This is a genomic window from Streptomyces atratus (assembly GCF_014648655.1).
GTDB classification, from domain to species: Bacteria; Actinomycetota; Actinomycetes; order Streptomycetales; family Streptomycetaceae; genus Streptomyces; species Streptomyces atratus.
This window is the reverse complement of the sequence record NZ_BMRN01000044.1, coordinates 12,299-30,978: the sequence shown is the minus strand read 5'-3', so window position 1 is coordinate 30,978 and position 18,680 is coordinate 12,299. Positions and strand designations below refer to the sequence as shown.

14 protein-coding genes and 2 pseudogenes are annotated in these 18,680 nt (G+C 70.0%); 4 read left to right on the top strand and 12 right to left on the bottom strand.

The window, feature by feature from the left end; translation table 11 throughout:
- Positions 1 to 86: 86 nt before the first annotated feature.
- Positions 87 to 1,220, bottom strand: a complete 1,134-nt coding sequence (gene mnmA, locus IEZ15_RS36370) for a tRNA 2-thiouridine(34) synthase MnmA (protein WP_189281142.1) — start codon at positions 1,218 to 1,220, stop codon at positions 87 to 89.
- Between the two features lie 61 nt (positions 1,221 to 1,281).
- Between mnmA and IEZ15_RS36365 the strand changes: the two genes are divergently transcribed.
- Positions 1,282 to 1,962 carry an N-acetylmuramoyl-L-alanine amidase gene (locus IEZ15_RS36365; RefSeq protein WP_189281160.1) on the top strand — a complete coding sequence of 227 codons (681 nt, stop codon included), beginning with the start codon at positions 1,282 to 1,284 and terminating at the stop codon, positions 1,960 to 1,962.
- A gap of 36 nt (positions 1,963 to 1,998) precedes the next feature.
- On the opposite strand, the gene IEZ15_RS36360 is transcribed toward IEZ15_RS36365, so the two are convergent.
- Positions 1,999 to 3,168 carry a cysteine desulfurase family protein gene (locus tag IEZ15_RS36360; RefSeq protein ID WP_189281141.1) on the bottom strand — a complete coding sequence of 390 codons (1,170 nt, stop codon included), beginning with the start codon at positions 3,166 to 3,168 and terminating at the stop codon, positions 1,999 to 2,001.
- Between the two features lie 338 nt (positions 3,169 to 3,506).
- Positions 3,507 to 4,838, bottom strand: coding sequence for an aspartate aminotransferase family protein (locus IEZ15_RS36355; RefSeq protein ID WP_189281140.1), 1,332 nt, complete (start codon positions 4,836 to 4,838; stop codon positions 3,507 to 3,509).
- 90 nt (positions 4,839 to 4,928) lie between these two features.
- Here IEZ15_RS36355 and IEZ15_RS36350 point away from each other — a divergent pair, with 90 nt between their 5' ends.
- Positions 4,929 to 5,678, top strand: coding sequence for an SDR family oxidoreductase (locus IEZ15_RS36350; RefSeq protein ID WP_189281139.1), 750 nt, complete (start codon positions 4,929 to 4,931; stop codon positions 5,676 to 5,678).
- Between the two features lie 36 nt (positions 5,679 to 5,714).
- Here the strand turns inward: IEZ15_RS36350 and IEZ15_RS36345 are convergent.
- From IEZ15_RS36345 to IEZ15_RS45600, 4 genes and pseudogenes are all read right to left on the bottom strand, one after another.
- A pseudogene (locus tag IEZ15_RS36345) lies at positions 5,715 to 6,155 on the bottom strand (DUF6309 family protein); the annotation flags it as partial.
- Between the two features lie 32 nt (positions 6,156 to 6,187).
- On the bottom strand, positions 6,188 to 6,997 hold the full coding sequence (locus tag IEZ15_RS36340; protein ID WP_189281138.1) for a phytanoyl-CoA dioxygenase family protein: 810 nt from the start codon (positions 6,995 to 6,997) through the stop codon (positions 6,188 to 6,190).
- 227 nt (positions 6,998 to 7,224) lie between these two features.
- A complete protein-coding gene (locus IEZ15_RS36335; RefSeq protein WP_189281137.1) occupies positions 7,225 to 8,307 on the bottom strand; it encodes a helix-turn-helix transcriptional regulator in 1,083 nt (360 codons plus the stop codon).
- A gap of 52 nt (positions 8,308 to 8,359) precedes the next feature.
- Positions 8,360 to 8,509, bottom strand: a pseudogene (locus tag IEZ15_RS45600) (thioesterase family protein); the annotation flags it as partial.
- A gap of 263 nt (positions 8,510 to 8,772) precedes the next feature.
- On the opposite strand from IEZ15_RS45600, the gene IEZ15_RS36330 reads away from it, so the two are divergent.
- Positions 8,773 to 13,089 (top strand): DNRLRE domain-containing protein, encoded by a 4,317-nt coding sequence (locus IEZ15_RS36330; RefSeq protein WP_189281136.1) that lies wholly within the window; start codon positions 8,773 to 8,775, stop codon positions 13,087 to 13,089.
- A complete protein-coding gene (locus tag IEZ15_RS36325) occupies positions 13,086 to 13,523 on the top strand; it encodes a hypothetical protein (RefSeq protein WP_189281135.1) in 438 nt (145 codons plus the stop codon). Before IEZ15_RS36330 ends, IEZ15_RS36325 begins: the two co-directional genes overlap by 4 nt.
- Positions 13,524 to 13,670: 147 nt before the next feature.
- Here IEZ15_RS36325 and IEZ15_RS36320 read toward each other — a convergent pair whose 3' ends face one another.
- The 5 genes from IEZ15_RS36320 to IEZ15_RS36300 all read right to left on the bottom strand — a co-directional run bounded on the left by IEZ15_RS36320 (position 13,671) and on the right by IEZ15_RS36300 (position 18,666).
- The gene (locus IEZ15_RS36320) at positions 13,671 to 14,537 is read right to left on the bottom strand and encodes a thioesterase family protein (protein ID WP_189281134.1); all 867 of its coding nucleotides are present in this window, start codon (positions 14,535 to 14,537) and stop codon (positions 13,671 to 13,673) included.
- 96 nt (positions 14,538 to 14,633) lie between these two features.
- Positions 14,634 to 15,305 (bottom strand): trimeric intracellular cation channel family protein, encoded by a 672-nt coding sequence (locus IEZ15_RS36315; protein ID WP_114246785.1) that lies wholly within the window; start codon positions 15,303 to 15,305, stop codon positions 14,634 to 14,636.
- 18 nt (positions 15,306 to 15,323) lie between these two features.
- On the bottom strand, positions 15,324 to 16,532 hold the full coding sequence (locus tag IEZ15_RS36310) for an ABC transporter ATP-binding protein (RefSeq protein WP_229846351.1): 1,209 nt from the start codon (positions 16,530 to 16,532) through the stop codon (positions 15,324 to 15,326).
- A 35-nt stretch (positions 16,533 to 16,567) separates the two neighbouring features.
- Positions 16,568 to 17,668: an ABC transporter ATP-binding protein gene (locus IEZ15_RS36305; RefSeq protein WP_189281133.1), complete on the bottom strand. Its 1,101-nt coding sequence runs from the start codon at positions 17,666 to 17,668 to the stop codon at positions 16,568 to 16,570.
- Positions 17,665 to 18,666 (bottom strand): ABC transporter permease, encoded by a 1,002-nt coding sequence (locus IEZ15_RS36300; protein WP_189281159.1) that lies wholly within the window; start codon positions 18,664 to 18,666, stop codon positions 17,665 to 17,667. Before IEZ15_RS36300 ends, IEZ15_RS36305 begins: the two co-directional genes overlap by 4 nt.
- Between the last annotated feature and the right edge of the window lie 14 nt (positions 18,667 to 18,680).

Here is an 18,680-nt window from a genome sequence, read left to right as displayed (position 1 = left end):
CCATTGACGAGGGGGGCGGGACCTCCTGGCGGGGTCCCGCCCCCTCGTGCGTCGGCTCGACGGCCGCGAGGCCGGTGCCGGCCCGGTCAGCCGGCCGCTGCCCCGGCCTCGGAGCGCCGTACCGTCGTCGCGATCGTCGCCGAGCCGACCACCCGGGTGCCGTCGTACAGCACGACCGCCTGGCCGGGGGCCACGCCCCGTACCGGCTCGGTGAACGAGACGTTCAGCGTCCCGTCGACCAGTTCCGCCGTCACCTCGGTCTCGCCGCCGTGGGCGCGGAGCTGGGCGGTGTACGTGCCGGGGCCGGCCGGGGCGTTGCCGCACCAGCGGGGCCTGATGGCGGTGAGGGCGGTGACGTCGAGGGACTCGACCGGGCCGACCGTCACCGTGTTGTTGACCGGGGAGATGTCCAGGACGTAGCGCGGCTTGCCGTCGGGGGCGGGGTGGCCGATGCGCAGGCCCTTGCGCTGGCCGATGGTGAAGCCGAAGGCGCCCTCGTGGGTGCCGACCTTCGTACCCGACTCGTCGACGATGTCGCCCTCGGCCGTGCCGAGCCGGCTCGCCAGGAAGCCCTGGGTGTCGCCGTCGGCGATGAAGCAGATGTCGTGGCTGTCGGGCTTCTTGGCGACGGCGAGGCCCCGGCGCTCGGCCTCGGCACGGATCTCGTCCTTGGTGGTGAGGGTGTCACCGAGCGGGAACATCGCGTGGGCGAGCTGCTTCTCGTCCAGGACGCCGAGGACGTACGACTGGTCCTTGGCCATGTCGGAGGCGCGGTGCAGCTCGCGGCTGCCGTCCTCGTTCAGTACGACGGTGGCGTAGTGGCCGGTGCACACGGCGTCGAAGCCGAGGGCGAGGGCCTTGTCGAGCAGCGCGGCGAACTTGATCTTCTCGTTGCAGCGCAGACACGGGTTGGGGGTGCGCCCGGCCTCGTACTCGGCGATGAAGTCGTCCACGACGTCCTCACGGAAGCGTTCCGCCAGGTCCCAGACGTAGAACGGGATGCCGATGACATCCGCGGCGCGGCGCGCGTCGCGGGAGTCCTCGATCGTGCAACAGCCGCGCGCTCCGGTACGGAAGGACTGCGGGTTCGCGGAGAGGGCGAGGTGCACACCGGTCACGTCGTGGCCCGCCTCGGCGGCACGGGCCGCGGCGACGGCGGAGTCGACACCGCCGGACATGGCGGCGAGCACACGGAGGGGGCGCTGGGAAGTCTCAGTCATAGCTCCACCAGAGTACGGGGCGCCGGGAACCGAACGCTCACGGATATGCGTTGTGGATCACATGGGGACCAAGGGGACGCCGGGCGCCAAGAGCTCCGGGGGCGCGAAGTCCGGGCACCGCATCAGCCGGCGCGGGCTGCTGATCGGCGCTGCCGTCACGGCCGCGGGTACGGCCGCGCTGGCGCGGGAGCAGCTGGAGCATGCCTGGTGGCGGCTGCCCGGGGTGGACAAGCCCCGCAAGCCCGGCGCGGTGGATTACGCGCGGGCCCAGTGGATATCGGCCTCGTCGGCGAACTGGCGGAAGGCCGACCGCCCCGACGACTACACCATCGACCGGGTCGTCATCCATGTCACCCAGGGCAGCTACCAAAGCGCGGTGAAGGTCTTCCAGGACCCGGGACACGGGGCGGCGGCGCACTACGTGGTGCGCAAGGACGGCCATGTGACGCAGATGATCCGCGAGCTGGATGTGGCGTTCCACGCGGGGAACAGGTCGTACAACGAGCGCAGTGTCGGCATAGAGCACGAGGGGTTCGTGGACCGTCCGCAGGACTTCACGGCGGCGATGTACGGGGCGTCGGCGCGGCTGACGGCGGCGATCTGCGGGCGGTACGGGATGCCGGTGGACCGCGAGCACATCATCGGGCATGTGGAGGTGCCGGGCACCGACCACACCGATCCGGGGAAGCACTGGGACTGGGACCGGTATCTGAAGCTGGTCAGGGCGGCGGGGACGCGGTGACCACGAGGCCCGCCCGATCGCCGGACGGGCCCGATTTCAGCTGAGGCCCGCCGTCCGTGCCCGTTCCACCGCCGGGCCGATGGCGCGGGCCACCTCGTCGATGTCCTGCTTGGTGGACGTGTGGCCGAGCGAGAAGCGCAGGGTGCCGCGGGCCAGGTCCGGGTCGGTGCCGGTGGCCAGCAGGACGTGGCTCGGCTGGGCGATCCCCGCGGTGCACGCGGAGCCGGTGGAGCATTCGATGCCCTGGGCGTCCAGCAGCAGGAGCAGGGAGTCGCCCTCGCAGCCGGGGAAGGTGAAGTGGGCGTTGGCGGGGAGCCGGCCGCCCGGCGCCGGGTCGCCGCCGAGGACGGCGTCGGGGACGGCTGCCAGCACGGCCGCGACCAGGTCGTCGCGGAGTCCGCCGATCTCGTGGGCGAACTCCTCGCGCCCGTCGGCGGCCAGCCGCCCCGCGACGGCGAAGGCGGCGATGGCGGGCACATCGAGGGTGCCCGAGCGGACGTGCCGCTCCTGGCCGCCGCCGTGGAGCACGGGTACGGGGGTGTACTCGCGGCCGAGCAGCAGCGCGCCGATGCCGAACGGGCCGCCGATCTTGTGCGCGCTGACCGTCATCGCGGCAAGACCGGACCGGGCGAAGTCGACTCCCAGCTGCCCGAACGCCTGCACCGCGTCGGCGTGCATCGGCACGTCGAACTCACGGGCCACGTCGGCCAGTTCACGTACCGGCATGATCGTGCCGATCTCGTTGTTGGCCCACATCACGGTGACCAGCGCGACATCGTCGGGGTTACGGAGGATCGCCTCGCGCAGTGCATCCGGGTGGACGCGTCCGTACGGATCGACGGGTAGGTATTCGACGTTCGCGCCCTCGTGCTCGGCGAGCCAGTCGACGGCGTCCAGCACCGCGTGGTGCTCGACGGGGCTGGCCAGCACCCGGGTGCGGCGGGGATCGGCGGCGCGGCGGGCCCAGTACAGACCCTTCACCGCGAGGTTGTCGGCCTCGGTACCTCCGGAGGTGAAGACCACCTCGCTGGGGCGTGCGCCGAGGGCATCGGCGAGGGTCTCCCTCGACTCCTCGACGGTACGGCGGGCCAGCCGCCCGGCGGCGTGCAGTGAGGACGCGTTACCGGTGACGGCGAGCTGGGCGGTCATCGCCGCGATCGCCTCCGGAAGCATCGGGGTGGTCGCGGCGTGGTCGAGGTAAGCCATGGTGGGCTCGATTGTACGAGCGTGCGGCGGGGCGTATGCCGGGCGCATCGCAGCCAGGTCCCCGCGCACCCGCTGCGGCACTCGGTCGCGCGCCCGATCCGGAGCCCGATCCGGTCAGGGACGGCGTCGGCGGAGACCGCCGGTGCGGGCCGTTCGTGCGGGACGCTCGTGCGAGCCGCTCCTTCCACTCCCGCACGGCGAAGATCGGCAGCCAGCAGCCGATCACGGCCGCGAGCGCGAAGGGCAGCGGAAGCGGACCTTGGGCCGCGCGGAACGGCTCGCGGGATCGCACCGGGCTGCCGCCGCCGTGGTGATCACGGATGCGCGCAGCGACGCGATCACAGGGCTTTGAAGGCTTCTTCCACGGCCTGACAGGTGGCCGTGAGATCGTCGTCCGTCACGGTGGCGGGCACGAACCAGCACGCCATTGCGTACGCGTTGGTGTGTACACCGCGTTTGAGCAGCTCGTGCCGGAAGGTGTCGTACCGGGCGCGATCGGTCCGCAGCAGGTCCCGGTACTGCCGGGTGCGCGTACCGTCCGGGGAGAACACGACTTGAAACATTGCTCCGACGCCTTGGACCGCGCAGGGCACGCCACTGTCATGGGCCGCGCGTCGCACTGCTTCCATCACGCGGCGACCGGTCTCGTCGATGCGTTTGGTGACGGCGGGGTCGTGGAGCGCACGGAGTGTCACGAGGGCCGCAGTGGCACACAATGGTGAGGCGTTGTAGGTGCCCCCGTGTTTGACCTCTCCCCGTGCCAGCGGTTCCATCACCTCGTGTCGGCCGGCGAACGCGGCGATCGGCAGACCGCCCCCCAGCGCTTTGGAGAACACCGCGAGGTCCGGTACCACCCCGAAAAGTGCCTGAGCGCCGCCGGGGCCCGTTCGGAACCCGGTGCACACCTCGTCGAAGATCAGTACGATGCCCCGCGCGGTGCACTCCTCGCGCAGCAGGTCCAGGAAGCCCGCGTCGGGCATGGTGCAGGCGTTGTTGGCCACGATGGGTTCACATATGACGGCCGCCACGTCGCGGTGGGCGTCGAGGACGGCTCGCAGGGCGGCGGGATCGTTCCACGGGCAGACCACCACGTCCTGCACGACACCCTGCGGGATGCCGGGCGAGTGAGGTACGGACTGCGGTGTGTCGTACGGTCCGGCTTCGGCGGCGGTCGGCCGGTTGGAAATGGCCAGGGTGTCGGACCAGCCGTGGTAATGCCCCTCGAACTTCAGAATCTTTGACCGCCCGGTGTACCCGCGCGCCGCGCGCACCGCTCCCTGCACTGCTTCGCTGCCCGAATTGGCGAACCGGACGAGATCGGCACACGGCACCATCCGGCAGATCAGCTCGGCCAGCTCGACCTCCGGCACGTTGCAGGTGCCGAACATCGTGCCGGTGCGCAGGACCTCGGTCAGGGCGTTGGTGAGCAGAGGGGAGGCGTGCCCCAGGACGGCACTGCCGTAGGAGATGAGGTAGTCGATGTACTCATTGCCGTCGACGTCGCGGATACGGGCGCCCGACCCGCTGCTCATGTAGAGCGGGTACGGGTCCGGTCCGGTCGAGGTCAGCCGGGAGGAAGAGCTGATGCCGCCGGCGAGGGATCGCTGCGCACGCTCGAACCAGGATCGGCTGCTGTCCGTACCGCCCAGCGCCGGGAAAACGCCATTCATTGCTGCTCCTGTTTGGATGAGGACACCGTGGGACACGCTCCGAGAATCATTCGCCGGGAAGCGGGCTCACAGGGAGAGGGTGTGTACAACGTGGCTGTGAAGACGGCTGTCGTCACGGGGGCGGGGAGCGGTATCGGACGGGCCTGCGCACTGGGGTTGCTGGCCGACGGCTGGACGGTCGTACTCACCGGCCGGCGCAAGGACCCGCTGGAGGAGACGGCCCGGCTCGCGCCCGATGTGGACCGAGGCCACGCCGTGGCGGTCTCCGCCGACATCACCGACCCGGCAGCCGTCGATGACTTGTTCGCCGGCGTGGCGGACCGGTTCGGCCGGCTCGACCTGTTGTTCAACAACGCCGCCGACACCATGCCCTACACCCCCACCGAGGACGTGAGCACCGAGGACTGGCATCGGGTCATGGACTCCATCGCCACCGGCACCTTTCTGTGCTCTCGGGCCGCGTTTCGGTTGATGAAGCAGCAGTCGCCGCGAGGTGGCCGGATCATCAACAACGGTGCTCCCTCCGCCCAGGCGCCACGGCCTGACTCGATCGCCTTCACCGCGGCCAAACACGCCGTGGCCGGCCTGACCCGTTCCCTCTCCCTCGACGGCCGCCGCTACGACATCTCCTGCGGCCAGATCGACATCGGCAATGTGACCCCGCAGGATCGACCGCAGCCCTCGGTGCGCCAGGCCGACGACTCACTGCGGGTGGAGCCGACCATGGACATGCAGCACGTCGTCGACATGGTCCGCACCATGGCGGCGCTGCCGGTCGGGGTGAACATCCAGTCCGTCCTGATCATGCCGAGCTCCATGCCCTACATCGGCCGGGGGTAGCCCCGCGACGTACGCCTCGATCCAGCGGCCGGGTACCAGCCGCCCGGCCAGCTCCCAGGCCAGCATCCGGTGCAGCCCGTCGAGGTGGATCAGCCCCGCGCGGACCGTCAGCGCCTCGTAGTCCCGCCCGGGCACCGCCCGGGTGCTGAGGAACAGAGGTCTGGGCCGGGCATGGGTCTGGCGTGCCAGCTTGAGCGCGCACAGGGGGTTGGTCCTGGCGTACGACGCCCCGGCTGCGGCCAACCGCGATGCGGCCGCGGCCACGGTGAGACCCGTCTTCGGAATCAGCTCCACCTCGCCGTCCTCCCCCAAATGCCAGGGCAGCACCACATCGAGCACCTCGGTGCCCTCCAGAAGCACCCGGTGCCAGAGGCCCCGCAGAGTCAGCTGCGCGTTACGGATGTGGGTCTCGGCTTCGTCGTTCGAGTTGGACTCATCCTCTTCGTCATACAGATGCTCCCGGCCGAAATGGCTCATGACGGCTTCGAACGTGACGGCTTCAAGCACTCTCATGACGGCATCCCCGTGCTCGTGCGCCCGTACTCGTCGAAGTGCCGGTCGGCAAAAAGCTCCGGCCAATGCCCCTTGCCCAGCCGACGCTCGCGGCCCACGGCCAGCACCATGCGCCAGTACGGCTTGACCGGCGGCCACAGTGTGCCCGTCCGGCAGTAGGACGCATCGATCATGTACCGAGGACCCCCGCCCCGCAGTGGAGCGGGCGCAGCGCGCCGGGTATGGAAGAGCGCGGAGTGCAGGACCACGGTGGAGCCCTGCGGAAGCTCGTCTATAAGCACCTCACCCGGCAGCTCGGTCGTCCCGAGGTGGTTCCACGCGTCCTTCTCGGCAACGTGCTGGTGCGACCCGGGCAGCACGGCCAGAGCGCCCATCGCGGGTTGGAGCCCGTGGATGTAGTGCAGGGCATGAATCATGGGGTACTCACGGTCCCGCTGTGGGTGCTGCTCGTAGTCGTGGTGCCAGCTCTTGCCGCCGCCTCCGGGTGGACGGCGGTCACTGTGCAGGTGGTGGAAGACGAAGGACGACCCGAGCAGACTGGCATCACTGAGCAGTTCCAGCAGCGGGGCATAGGCAGCGAGTTCCCCGTGCGCGTCCATCTGTAACTCCACCCTGGCCGGCGGATCGTACTCCTGCGGACATAAGCAGGCGTCGATGGACAACTGCCGCAGACCGGTGGAGACCCATTCATCGACTTCGGGCGCCAGGCGCCCGACAAGACCGGCGGGAAGGAAACCGGGCAGCACCAGGTAACCGTACTCGTGGAAGTTCTTCACCTGTACTTCGAGATCCGCGAAGCCACTCACGCGATGAAACCCCCTGTATTCACCGAGACGCCAGCAAAAGTTCCGTCAGGTGCCGGGGCCTTTCTATCCCGCGCCTCCATGACGCATGCCTGGTCGGCCGACAATGGCCAGGGACGAATGTTTTGGCCGAAACCCCCAAGAATTGCTGACGGGTTGCGCCGGCTCTGACCGCACCGCGGCGGCGCGGCCTTGCACGGTCGTCCCCGAGGTAGTTGCGGCTGAGCGCGCTACGTGGCGCGGGGCCCGCGCGATGCGCCGTACGGCAGCCGGCACCGTCCCGGCCCGCCTCGGCTGTCCTTCCCCTCCACTCCCTGCTCCGCACCCGCCTCCCCGTACAGCGCCACGACCGCCGCCGCGTGACGGGCGAGAACGGTCCGCGCCTGCGGCGGCGAGAGCACTTCGAGGTTCGGGCCGAAGGAGAGCAGGGAGCGGGCCCACTCCACCGAGTCCACGGCCAGCTCGGCCCGCACCCAATCCCCTTGCCCCTCGGCCGACGCCCGCTCCTCTTGCCCCTCGGGCCACGGTTCCCCGGTCAGCGCCCCGGCGTGGAGGCGTACGAACAGATCGAGCCGGGAACGGTGCACGCGCACTCGTAGCCGTACATCTCCGGGCCGTTCCTCGACCTGCCTGCGCAGTGCGTCCCACAGATCGGCCAGTTCCACTCCCGGCCGGCGCACAACGGGATCGTCGGTGAGAGCGGCTCTCCGCACCCGGTCCGCCCGGAACAGCCGGGGCACACCGTCACGGTCCGCGACCAGGTACCAGACGCCCGCCTTCACGACGAGGCCGTACGGATCGACGATGTAGGTGCGTGGGGTCTGCGTGCCGCTGTGCCGGTAGCTCAGCCGCAACCGCCGGTCGGCGAACACGGCGTCGTGCAGTTCGGCGACATCGACGACCGGTTGCGGGCCGCTCATCCAGCGCGCCGGGTCGACCAGGATCCTTCTGCTGGTCAGCTCGGCGGCGGGCCGGTGCGGTGCGGGCAGGGCCGCCATCACCTTGCGCAGTGCGGACCCGAGCGCCGCGTCGAGGCCGAGCGCGGCATGGGCGCCCTGAGCGGCGAGGACGAAGAGGGCGCGCGCCTCGTCGGCGGTGAGCCCGGTGACATCCGTACGGAATCCCGGCAGCAGCGCGATACCGCCGCGCCGTCCCCGCTCGGCGTAGACGGGGACGCCGGAGGCGGAGAGCGCCTCGACGTCGCGGTAGATGGTGCGTACGGAGACTTCGAGGCGTTCGGCGAGCTCGGTGGCGGGCACGAGGCCGCGGGTCTGGAGCAGCAGGAGGATCGAGAGCAGCCGGTCGGATTTCACTCCACCAGCTTCCCCCCTGACTCTCCGCGCCCCGCCCGCCGCTCCCGTGCGGCTATGCGCGCGGTGCCCGCGCCAGTTGGCGGGACTGGGCCACCAGCCGGTCCGCACTGTCCCAGACGTCCGCGTCCTCCTCCAGGAAGCCGCCCGCGAGGTTGCGGGTGGTGATGGAGACGCGCAGCGGGCCGGGGGCGGGGCGGCAACGGCCGCCGGCACGGCCGCGACCAGGTCGTCGCGGAGTCCGCCGATCTCGTGGGCGAACTCCTCGCGCCCGTCGGCGGCCAGCCGCCCCGCGACGGCGTTCATGCACGCTCCCGCCCCCTCCACCTGCATCGCTGTCAGGGCGCAGGACTTTAGGCCCGCCCGGTTCGGGACCCTTGACTCGATCATGAAGCAGGAAGCCCCCATATCTTTACAAGTTCTTGACTTCTTTTTTACGGGAGGGGATTCTTCTTGTTCAGCACAGCCATGTCCGGATCCAGGTGGTTCGCGACCACCGGTCTGGTGCTCGCCGGCCTTCTGGCCGTCGATGTGGCGGCTCCAGCCGTCGCGCTCGCAGCGGCCACCGCCCCACGTCCGACAGGCACACCGCGGCCTCAGGACGATGTCACCTCGGCGCTGCTTCGCGCACGCCTGGAGGGCAAGCGCGTCGAGGTCGTAGGGGAACGCACCGAGACCCGAACCCTGTGGGCCGACCCGAGCGGCACCCTGACCGAGGACCAGGCCGCCGGCCCAGTCCGCTTCCGGAACGCCGACGGCTCGTGGACCACGGTCGACATCAATCTTGCCAAGGCAGCCGACGGCACGGTCGAGGCGAAGGCGCACCCGCTGGGCCTCACTCTCGGTGGGGCCACCCCCGCACGGGCCGACGAACCGGCCACCCGTCGACTGCGGGCCGCGGAGCCGGTCGCCGCCTCGACGCCGCTGGTGACGCTGACCTCGCCAGAGGGCAGTCGCGTCGAGCTGGGCTGGCGAGGTGCGCTGACCGCGCCCCGCATCGCCGGCACCCGGGCCACCTACCCCGATGCGCTGCCGTACGCCGACCTCGTGGTCTCGGCCACCCGTACCGGCTTCGAGCAGTTCCTCGTCCTCAAGTCCCGCCAGGCCGTTGACGGCGCGGACGCTCTGCGGATGACGCTCACGGCCAAGGGCCTGACTGCCAAGGCCGACAGCGACGGCGGGGTGGCTTTCACCGACAGCAAGACCGGCAAGCCCGCGGGTATCCTGCCCGCTCCCGTGATGTGGGACGCGCGCGCCGACGTACGCTCCGGGGAACATCCGCACCGCGCGCCCGTCGCCATGGAGGTGACGCAGGAGGGCGACCGGGTCGACCTCACGCTCACCCCCGACGCCGCGTTCCTCGCTGATCCGGCCACGCAGTTCCCCGTCACCGTCGACCCGGCGGTCAACCTGCTCACCACGTTCACCACCTTCGTCCAGGAGGGCTACGGAACCGACCAGTCCACCGCCACCGAACTCAAGCTCGGCAATAACGGCTCGGGACAGGTCGCGCGGTCCTTTCTCCGCTTCGACACCAAGCCGGTGAAGGGCAAGGACGTCACGTCGGCGACGCTGAAGCTGTGGAACCACCACTCGTGGTCCTGCCAGGCCCGCGACTGGGAGGTCTGGGACACCAGCGCGCCCACCACCGCCACCCGCTGGACCAACCAGCCCAACTGGAACCGCAAGTGGGCCACGTCCAGCCAGACCAAGGGCTTCGGCGCGGGCTGTGACGACGGCTGGGTCGCCGCCGATGTGACCACCCTGGCCCGGGCCTGGGCGTCCAACGCGAACGCCGAGAACACGCTCGGCATCCGGGCGACGGACGAGAAGGACTCCTTCGCCTGGAAGCGCTTCAACTCCCGCAACGCGGCCAAGAACGTGCCCGTCCTGTCGGTGACGTACAACAACCCGCCGGGAGCGCCGACCGCCGTCGCGCTCTCCCCGTCCTCGTACAACACCTTCAACAAGCGCACGTACGCCACCTCGTTGACGCCGACCTTCGCCGCGAAGGTCGCCGACCCCGACGGCGGCACGGTGCGGGCCCAGTTCGAGGTCACCGCGGATCCGGCGTTCAACGACGCCGGCGCCTACAGCTGGACCGGTACCAGCGGCGCCGTCGCCTCCGGCGGCACCGCCAAGCTGGCCCTGCCCGCCGACAAGAAGCTCGGCGCGTTCGGCTACCGCGTGCGCACCCGCGCGTACGACGGCTCCGCGTACGGCCCCTGGAGCGCCTACCTCCCGTTCCGGGTGAACACCGCCAATCCCGCCGCGCCACAGATCAGCTGCGAGGGCTTCCCGCGCGACCAGTGGACCGACAGGACCGGCGAGATCAGCTGCACCCTCACCACCACGTCGACCGACGGCCGCGGCTACCTGTGGGGCCTCGACGACCCCAACACCCCGCAGCAGGTCAACGACCCCGCCGGCACCGGCGGCAAGCCGCAGACCGTCAAGATCAAGCCCGCCAAAGGCTGGCACACCCTGAACGCCCGCACCGTGGACTCCGCCGGCCTGCTGTCCGGCGTGACCGCCCACCAGTTCGGCGTCGGTCCCAAGCCGACCGTCCTGCCCGTCCCGGACGTGCCGACCGCGCTCCAGGAAGGCGCTGAGCACACGACCACACCCCTGCTGTCCGGTGTGCTGACAGCCGGCAACCGCGCATACGTGCGCGGCGAATTCACGCTGTTCGACGCCGCCGGCTCGGCCCTGGGCAACGTACAACTGCCGCCGTCTTTCGAGAACAGCGGCAACCGCGTCGCCACGATGATCCCCGAGGGCACGCTGGTGCCCGGACGCGCCTACCAGTGGGCGATGCGGGCCTGCGGTGACGCGGCCTGCTCTCCGTGGACGGCCAAGCGCACCTTTACTGCCAAGACACCCGCCGCCATACCGGCCCCACAGGTCCGCACCGTCGACATATCCGGCGCCGCCCTGCGCGACGCCACCGCGCCCGTCGGCGACGCCGACTGCGGCGGCACCCCGTGCGCAGCCGTCGAAGACGGCACCCTGCGCGTCGGGACCCCCGGCGGCACAGCCTGGCGCAGCTGGCTCCACGCCGATCTGTCGGCCCTTCCCGCCGGCGCCCGGATCACCGACGCCCGACTGAAACTGCACCGAGCCGACTGCACGGACGACAGCAGCACCTGCGCCGAACCCGCAGCCACCGTCCTCGACCTCGCCGAGGCATGGGACGCCTCCCTCAGCGGTCAGGAGCTCGCCACCGCCGCCAACGAAGAGCCGCTCCTCAACGACGACGAACTCCCCGCCACGCTCAGTGACCTCAATCTCGGCTCGCTCGTCGCGGACTGGCTGGCCGGCACAGACAACCACGGCCTGAGCCTCCAGCTCGGCGACGAGAAAACCGCCGCCCCCGGAATCGTCTACCACTCCTCGCGCGCCGCCGATCTGGCACTGCGCCCGGTCCTGACGGTGTCCTACATCCCCTCCGGCGCCCCTGGCAGCCCCGAGAACGTCAAGGCCGTCCCGGCCGACCACGGTCTGCTGGCCACCTGGAACCCGCCGAACGACCCCGGCGCCGCGACAGACACTCTCACCTACACCGTGGCCGTCCACCAAGGCGCCTCCGAGGTCGCCCGCACCACCACGCAGGACACCCGCGCTGTCTTCGACACCCTCACCAACGGCGCCGACCACACCGTGACAGTCACCGCAACCTCGGCCTTCGGCACCTCCGGGCCAACCCGGTCCTCGACCGCGAAGCCCGTCGCCGTGACCGATCAGGAGCGCTACGTCAAGGCCGTCCGCGACTACCTCGCCGCGCGCGCCGGTGTCCTCAAGGGCGCCCACACGACCATCGAGCAGGCCACCACGAGCAGCCCGAACGGCGCCATGTTCCGTGACCTGCTCGCCGAGCAGTTGCCTGATCTGACCGACCGCCGCGAGGCATACGCCCGCCACAACCGTCGCTTCACCGAGGTCACCAGCACGTTCGACAACGTCCTGACCGGCCCCGGCCCCGACAACTCCGTGGTGGTACGCGGCACCCTCGCCGAGCACAGCGTGCTCACCCACACCGACGGCACCCAGGAACCGGAAGAAGGCGAACTGCCCGGCCGTTTCGTCTTCAACGGCGGCGTCCTGCGCCAAGAGGCCGACGACGCAGCCGTCGAAGTCACCCTGCCGTCGACGGGCGACGCCGTGCGGGACGCCACCGTCGCCCCTCCCGCCGAGGACAGCATCGACGACATCCCGACGGGCGAGGAAGAGACCCTCCCGATCGAGCTGGACGCCGACGGCATGCCCGTCGACGAGCCCGTGCCCGCCGCCGGAGCGCCCGGCGCGCTGCGCGCCGCTCCCAACCACTCGGGCACCGTGACCTGGGCCAAGCGCAACGTCAAAATCAAGTGGGACTATGGCACCGACTGCGCGAACTTCGTCTCCAAGGCGCTGCACTGGGGCGGAAAGATGCAGCAGCGCAAGGGCGGTCGCAAGAATGCCTCACGCTGGTTCCGCAACAACATCGGCCCAATCCGCCTCGACAGTTACACCTGGGCCGCCGCAGCCAACCTGCGCCAGCACCTGAAGAACCACCGGGGCGGCCGGGAGATCTCGCGATACGACGCCCGTCCGGGCGACATCATCTTTGGCTACTACCGATCGTCCAAGAAGTGGAACCACACCGGAGTGGTCACGTCCGCCAAGGGGGGCAACATCAACATCACCCAGCACGGCACAGCTGCCCACACGACACTGAACCAGTGGTTCAAGCGCAACAAGAATCTCAGTGCCATCAGCATCATCCGCCCGGGGAAGCGCAGTTGAGGCGGGCATACGGGGCGGTCGGCCTGATGGGAGCAGCGGTGCTGGTCCTCGGCGGGTGTGACGCCCTGAACACGGACAAGACGCCCGACCGCGTCAGGAACGGCACCTCCGAGCTCGACCTGACGGTCACCGGCCGCCCCACCCCCGGCAGCCTCTCCATCACGGAACAGGTCCTGGCGCGGCTCAAGGCCCGGGACGTCGACGGCCTGGCCGATCTCGCGGCGGAGGACAAAGGCTCGAAGGGCGACGCGAAACGCTGGGTGACCCGCTGGGGCAAGGCCGCCCAGCACCCGGTCACGGCCCACTTCCTCCTGGGCGAGAAGGAGAGCACCGTCGACGTCCGCTTCACCGGCGAGCGCGCCGCATTGTCACTCCTGCTGAAGGACAACGGCTACGACGACGAGTACGGAGTCGTCCTGAGCGAAAACGACTGAGAACACGCGATGAGGGCTGCGGGCCCCGCCGGGGCAGCCGGCGGGGCCCGCAGCCGTGATCGGACCTGCTCAGCCTTTCGCTGCCTCCCGGCTGTTCGGGCTCCTGGCACAGGGCTTCACCCGTCCTCCTCCTGCCGCTCCACACCGCTATGCGCGCGGTGCCCGCGCCAGTTGGCGGGACTGGGCCACCAGCCGGTCCGCACTGTCCCAGACGTCCGCGTCCTCCTCCAGGAAGCCGCCCGCGAGGTTGCGGGTGGTGATGGAGACGCGCAGCGGGCCGGGGGCGGGGCGGCAGCGGATGTGGGTGGTGAGTTCGATGGTCGGCGTCCAGCCCTTGAGGCCCAGCTCGAACGAGGTGGGCGGCAGTGCGTCGACGGTGAGCAGGAGCGAGAGCGGGTCGGCGTCGCGGCCGTCCGCGAGACCGAACCAGCCGCGCATCTCACCCTTGCCGGAGGGAGCGCCGACGGCCCAGCCGATCGTCGCCGGGTCGAGCTTGATGTCGAGCCGCTCGGTGATGGCGGAGCTGCCGGGGATCGGGGCCGGGCCGTCGCCCGGGCCGAGGCAGTGTGCCGGCGGCGGGATGGCCGGCGGCTTCGCCGATGTGCGTACCTCGTCGGACAGCGCGTCCAGATCGCCGTAGGTGGCGATGACACGGATGCGCTCGACCTCGGTGCCGTCCTGCGCGTACTGGAAGAGGGAGGCCTGGCCGGTGGAGAGGGTGCGGCCGGTTCGGACCGTCTGGGTGCGGATCACCGCGGGGCCCGGGACGGATGCGGTGAGGTAGTGCGCGGAGACCGAGAAGGGGTCCGGGTGCGGCAGGGCCTCACCGAGCGCACGGCCGAGCATGGCCAGCAGATAGCCGCCGTTGACGGCGTGGATGATCGTCCATCCGGCGGAGAGCTCGGCGTCGTAGACGCCTTCCTCGCGAAGGGTGACGGCGGTGTCGCGGTCGAACTCGCTGTTCCCGATGGTTGCCTGCGCGGCCTGAGCCGTCTGCGCTGCTGCCTGTGCCATGCGATGCACCGTACACCGATTGCATTACTAAGCGGTAGCTTTTAGGTGCCCTGAAGATGTCGGCGCATGGCGTCGGCCCGGCGCCGCGAAGTCGCGTCAGGTGGCCGCGGGGCCCTCCTCGGCCGTCGCCGACCGCCGGTTGTAGGCGCGCGGGGCCCGCCAGTGGTAGCGCATCGCCAGCAGCCGCAGCACGAAGGCGAGGATGACCGCGGTGCCGCTGGTGAACGCGTTGAGCGTGTCGAAGCGGATGCACAGCACGATCATGGTGGCGCCGACCATCGCGGGTACCGCGTACAGGTCCCGGTCCCAGCGCAGCAGCGAAGGCACCTCGTTGGCCAGTACGTCGCGCAGCACGCCGCCGCCGACCGCGGTGGCCAGCCCCAGGGCCGCCGACGCGGTGAGGCCGAGGCCGTAGGCGTACGCCTTGACCGTGCCCGTGACGCAGAACAGTCCGAGGCCGGCCGCGTCGAAGACATTGACGCCCACCTGGATCCGTTCGACGTGCGGATGCAGGAAGAACACCAGGCCGGCGGCGAGGAGCGGGGTGGTGAAGTAGCCGAGATCCGTGAACGCCGCGGGCGGGACCGCCCCGATGACGATGTCACGGAACAGCCCCCCGCCCAGCGCGGTCACCTCGGCGAGTACCGCGATGCCGAAGACATCGAAGTTCTTGCGTACGGCGAGCAGAGCGCCGGAGATCGCGAAAACGAAGATTCCGACGATGTCGAGCGCATGCTGGACGGAGGGCGTGAACAGTTCGTTGAGCACCGGGCAATTGTGCCGGTACTACTCCTTCGGGCTGTCCTCCGGCGTATCGGACGACGTGGCGCCGTCATCCGCGGCGGTCTCTTCGGCCTCCGGCTTACGCACCTCGTCGGCCTCCGGCTTCTGCACCTTGACGATCTCGATCGCCTCGCGCGCCGCCGCCGTCACCGTCTCGCCGGGCGCCTGGTCCGGCGCGTTCTCCGGGTGGTGGCAGGCCACCTGGTGCCCGGTCTTCAGCGCGACCAGCGGCGGTTCCTGCGTCTTGCAGATCTCCGTCGCCTTCCAGCACCGGGTGTGGAAGCGGCAGCCGCTGGGCGGCGAGATCGGCGACGGCACGTCGCCCTTCAGCAGGATGCGCTCGCTCTTGGCCGAACGGCGCTTCGGGTCCGGGATCGGGACCGCCGACAGCAACGCCTTGGTGTACGGGTGCATCGGCGCCTTGTAGAGCGACTCGCGGTCCGCCAGCTCCACGATCTTGCCGAGGTACATCACCGCGATCCGGTCCGACACGTGCCGTACGACCGAGAGGTCATGGGCGATGATCACGTACGTCAGGCCGAGCTCGGTCTGGAGGTCGTCGAGCAGGTTCACGACCTGCGCCTGGATCGAGACGTCCAGCGCCGACACCGGCTCGTCCGCCACGACCAGCCTGGGGTTGAGCGCGAGCGCGCGGGCGATCCCGATGCGCTGACGCTGACCGCCGGAGAACTCGTGCGGGTAGCGGTTGTAGTGCTCGGGGTTGAGGCCCACGACCTCCAGCAGCCGCTGCACCTCCTTCTTGACGCCGCCCTCGGGCGTGACGCCCTGCAGCTTGAAGGGGGCACCCACGATCGTGCCGATCGTGTGCCGGGGGTTCAGCGAGGAGTACGGGTCCTGGAAGATCATCTGCATGTCGCGGCGCATCGGGCGCATTGCGCCGACGCCGAGGTGCGTGATGTCCCTCCCCTCGAACTCGATCTTCCCCGCGGTGGGTTCCAGCAGCCGGGTGATCAGCCGGCCCATCGTCGACTTTCCGCAGCCGGACTCCCCGACGACGCCCAGGGTCTCGCCCGAGTGCACCTCGAAGTCGATCCCGTCGACGGCCTTCACGGCACCGGCACTGCGCTGCAGCATCCCCTTCTTGAGGGGGAAGTGCTTCTGCAGCCCGGTCACCTTGAGCAGCACCTCGCGGGAGGCTGCGTCCTTGACCTCCGCGCCGCTCCCGGCGGACCTCTGCGCCGGAACGTCCACGCCCTTGTCCTCGCTCGTCACGGCCTTGTCCTCGCTCACAGCTTGGGCGCAATCTCTTCGGTCCAGATACGCTCCCGCTGCTCCTGCGACATGTGGCAGGCCGCCCAGTGCCGGCTGCCGACCACCTGCAGCTCGGGCCGTACGGTGCGGGTCACGTCGTCCTTGGGCACATCCGCGTACGGGCAGCGCGGGTTGAAGGCGCAGCCCGACGGGATGTTGATGAGCGACGGCGGGGAACCCTTGACCGGGATGAGCCGGTCGGTCTGGTCGCGGTCGAGGCGCGGCATCGAGCCCAGCAGACCCCAGGTGTAGGGGTGCCGGGGCTCGTAGAACACCTTCTCGGCCGGTCCGCGCTCGACGCAGCGCCCGCCGTACATCACCAGGATGTCGTCGGCGAGCTCGGCCACGACGCCGAGGTCGTGGGTGATGACGATGACCGCGGAGCCGAACTCCTTCTGCAGGTCCCGGATCAGGTCCAGGATCTGCGCCTGGACGGTCACGTCCAGCGCGGTCGTCGGCTCGTCGGCGATCAGCAGCTCGGGGTTGTTGACCAGAGACATGGCGATCATCGCGCGCTGGCGCATCCCGCCGGAGAACTCGTGCGGGTAGCTGTCGACGCGCTTGTCGGGCTGCGGGATGCCGACCCGGTCGAGCATCTCGATCGCACGCCTGCGGGCGGTCTTCTTGTCCACGTCGTGATGGACCCGGTACGCCTCCACGATCTGCTTGCCGATCGTGTAGTACGGGTGCAGCGCGGAGAGCGGGTCCTGGAAGATCATGGCCATGTCGCGGCCGCGGAGCTTGCGCACCTCGTCCGGGTCCGCGGACAGCAGTTCCTTGCCGTCCAGCCAGATCTCTCCGGAGACCTGTGCCTTGCGCTTTCCGTACTGGCCCGCGGTGTGCAGGCCCATGATGCCCAGTGACGTGACGGACTTGCCGGAGCCGGACTCGCCGACGATGCCGAGGGTCTTGCCCTTCTCCAGCTGGAAGTTGAGCCCGTCGACGGACTTGACCAGGCCGTCATCGGTCGGGAAGTGCACCTTGAGGTCGCGCACTTCGAGGAAGGCGGTAGGAGCGGGCGAGCCGGCCGGGGAGGGTTCGCCCAGCGCGGCACCGCTCTTGTGCAGTTCGGTCATCCCAGCCTCACTCGCGGGTCGATGACGGCGTACATGATGTCGACGACGAGGTTGGCGACGGCGATCGCGAGAGCCGCGAACAGTGTGACGCCGAGAATCACCGGCAGGTCCTTGTTGCTGATCGCCTGGACCGCCGCGAGCCCGAGCCCCGGCAGGTTGAACGTGGACTCGGTGAGGACTGCGCCACCGAGGAGCACGCCGATGTCGAGGCCGAAGACGGTGAGGATCGGCGTCATCGCGGACCGCAGGGCGTGCCGGGTGATGACGGTGCCCTCGCCCAGGCCCTTGGCGCGGGCGGTGCGGATGTAGTCCTCGCCGAGCACTTCGAGCATGGTGGCTCTGGTGAGGCGGGCGTACATCGCGGCGTTCAGGAAGGCGAGCACGATCCACGGCAGGATCAGCGTCTGGAACCAGGTGCCGATGCCGTCGTCCGTGGAGAGGTTGTCGGCGATCTTCACCCAGCCGAGGTTGTGCACGAACAGGCCCATCGCGACCATGCCGGTGAAGAAGATCGGCAGGGAGACGCCGCCGAGGGCGGTGGTCATCGCGGCACGGTCCCAGATGCTGCCGCGCCGGAGCGCGGAGACGACACCGGTGGCGACGCCGCCGAGGAGCCACAGGACGCAGGCACCGGCGGCGAGCGCACCGGTGACGGGCAGGGCGTCCTTGAGCGTGGTCCAGACCGGCACCTCCGTGCGGAAGGAGTAGCCGAAGCAGGGTGCGGCGCAGTGGGTGACGTCGTCACCGTTCGCGTAGTCGCGCCCCATCGGGATGCCCTTGACGAAGTCCCAGAACTGGACGAGGAGGGGGTCGTCGAGACCCAGTTTGATCCGGATGCCCGCGAGCTGCTCGGCACCGGAAGCCTTGCCGGCGAAGAGGACTGCGACGTCCTGACCCGCCCACTTGGGCAGCATGAAGAAGATGGTGAAGGTCGCGAGCAGTACGACGAGCACCATGATGACTACGGCGAACAGACGCCGGATGAGATAAGCAAGCACTGTGCGCGGCCCGC

Bases quoted from the DNA above. Each gene is read 5' to 3' on its own strand.
- mnmA (WP_189281142.1), bottom strand. From the start codon at position 1,220: ATGACTGAGACTTCCCAGCGCCCCCTCCGTGTGCTCGCCGCCATGTCC.
- IEZ15_RS36365 (WP_189281160.1), top strand. From the start codon at position 1,282: ATGGGGACCAAGGGGACGCCGGGCGCCAAGAGCTCCGGGGGCGCGAAG.
- IEZ15_RS36360 (WP_189281141.1), bottom strand. From the start codon at position 3,168: ATGGCTTACCTCGACCACGCCGCGACCACCCCGATGCTTCCGGAGGCG.
- IEZ15_RS36355 (WP_189281140.1), bottom strand. From the start codon at position 4,838: ATGAATGGCGTTTTCCCGGCGCTGGGCGGTACGGACAGCAGCCGATCC.
- IEZ15_RS36330 (WP_189281136.1), top strand. From the start codon at position 8,773: ATGTCCGGATCCAGGTGGTTCGCGACCACCGGTCTGGTGCTCGCCGGC.
- IEZ15_RS36320 (WP_189281134.1), bottom strand. From the start codon at position 14,537: ATGGCACAGGCAGCAGCGCAGACGGCTCAGGCCGCGCAGGCAACCATC.
- IEZ15_RS36305 (WP_189281133.1), bottom strand. From the start codon at position 17,668: ATGACCGAACTGCACAAGAGCGGTGCCGCGCTGGGCGAACCCTCCCCG.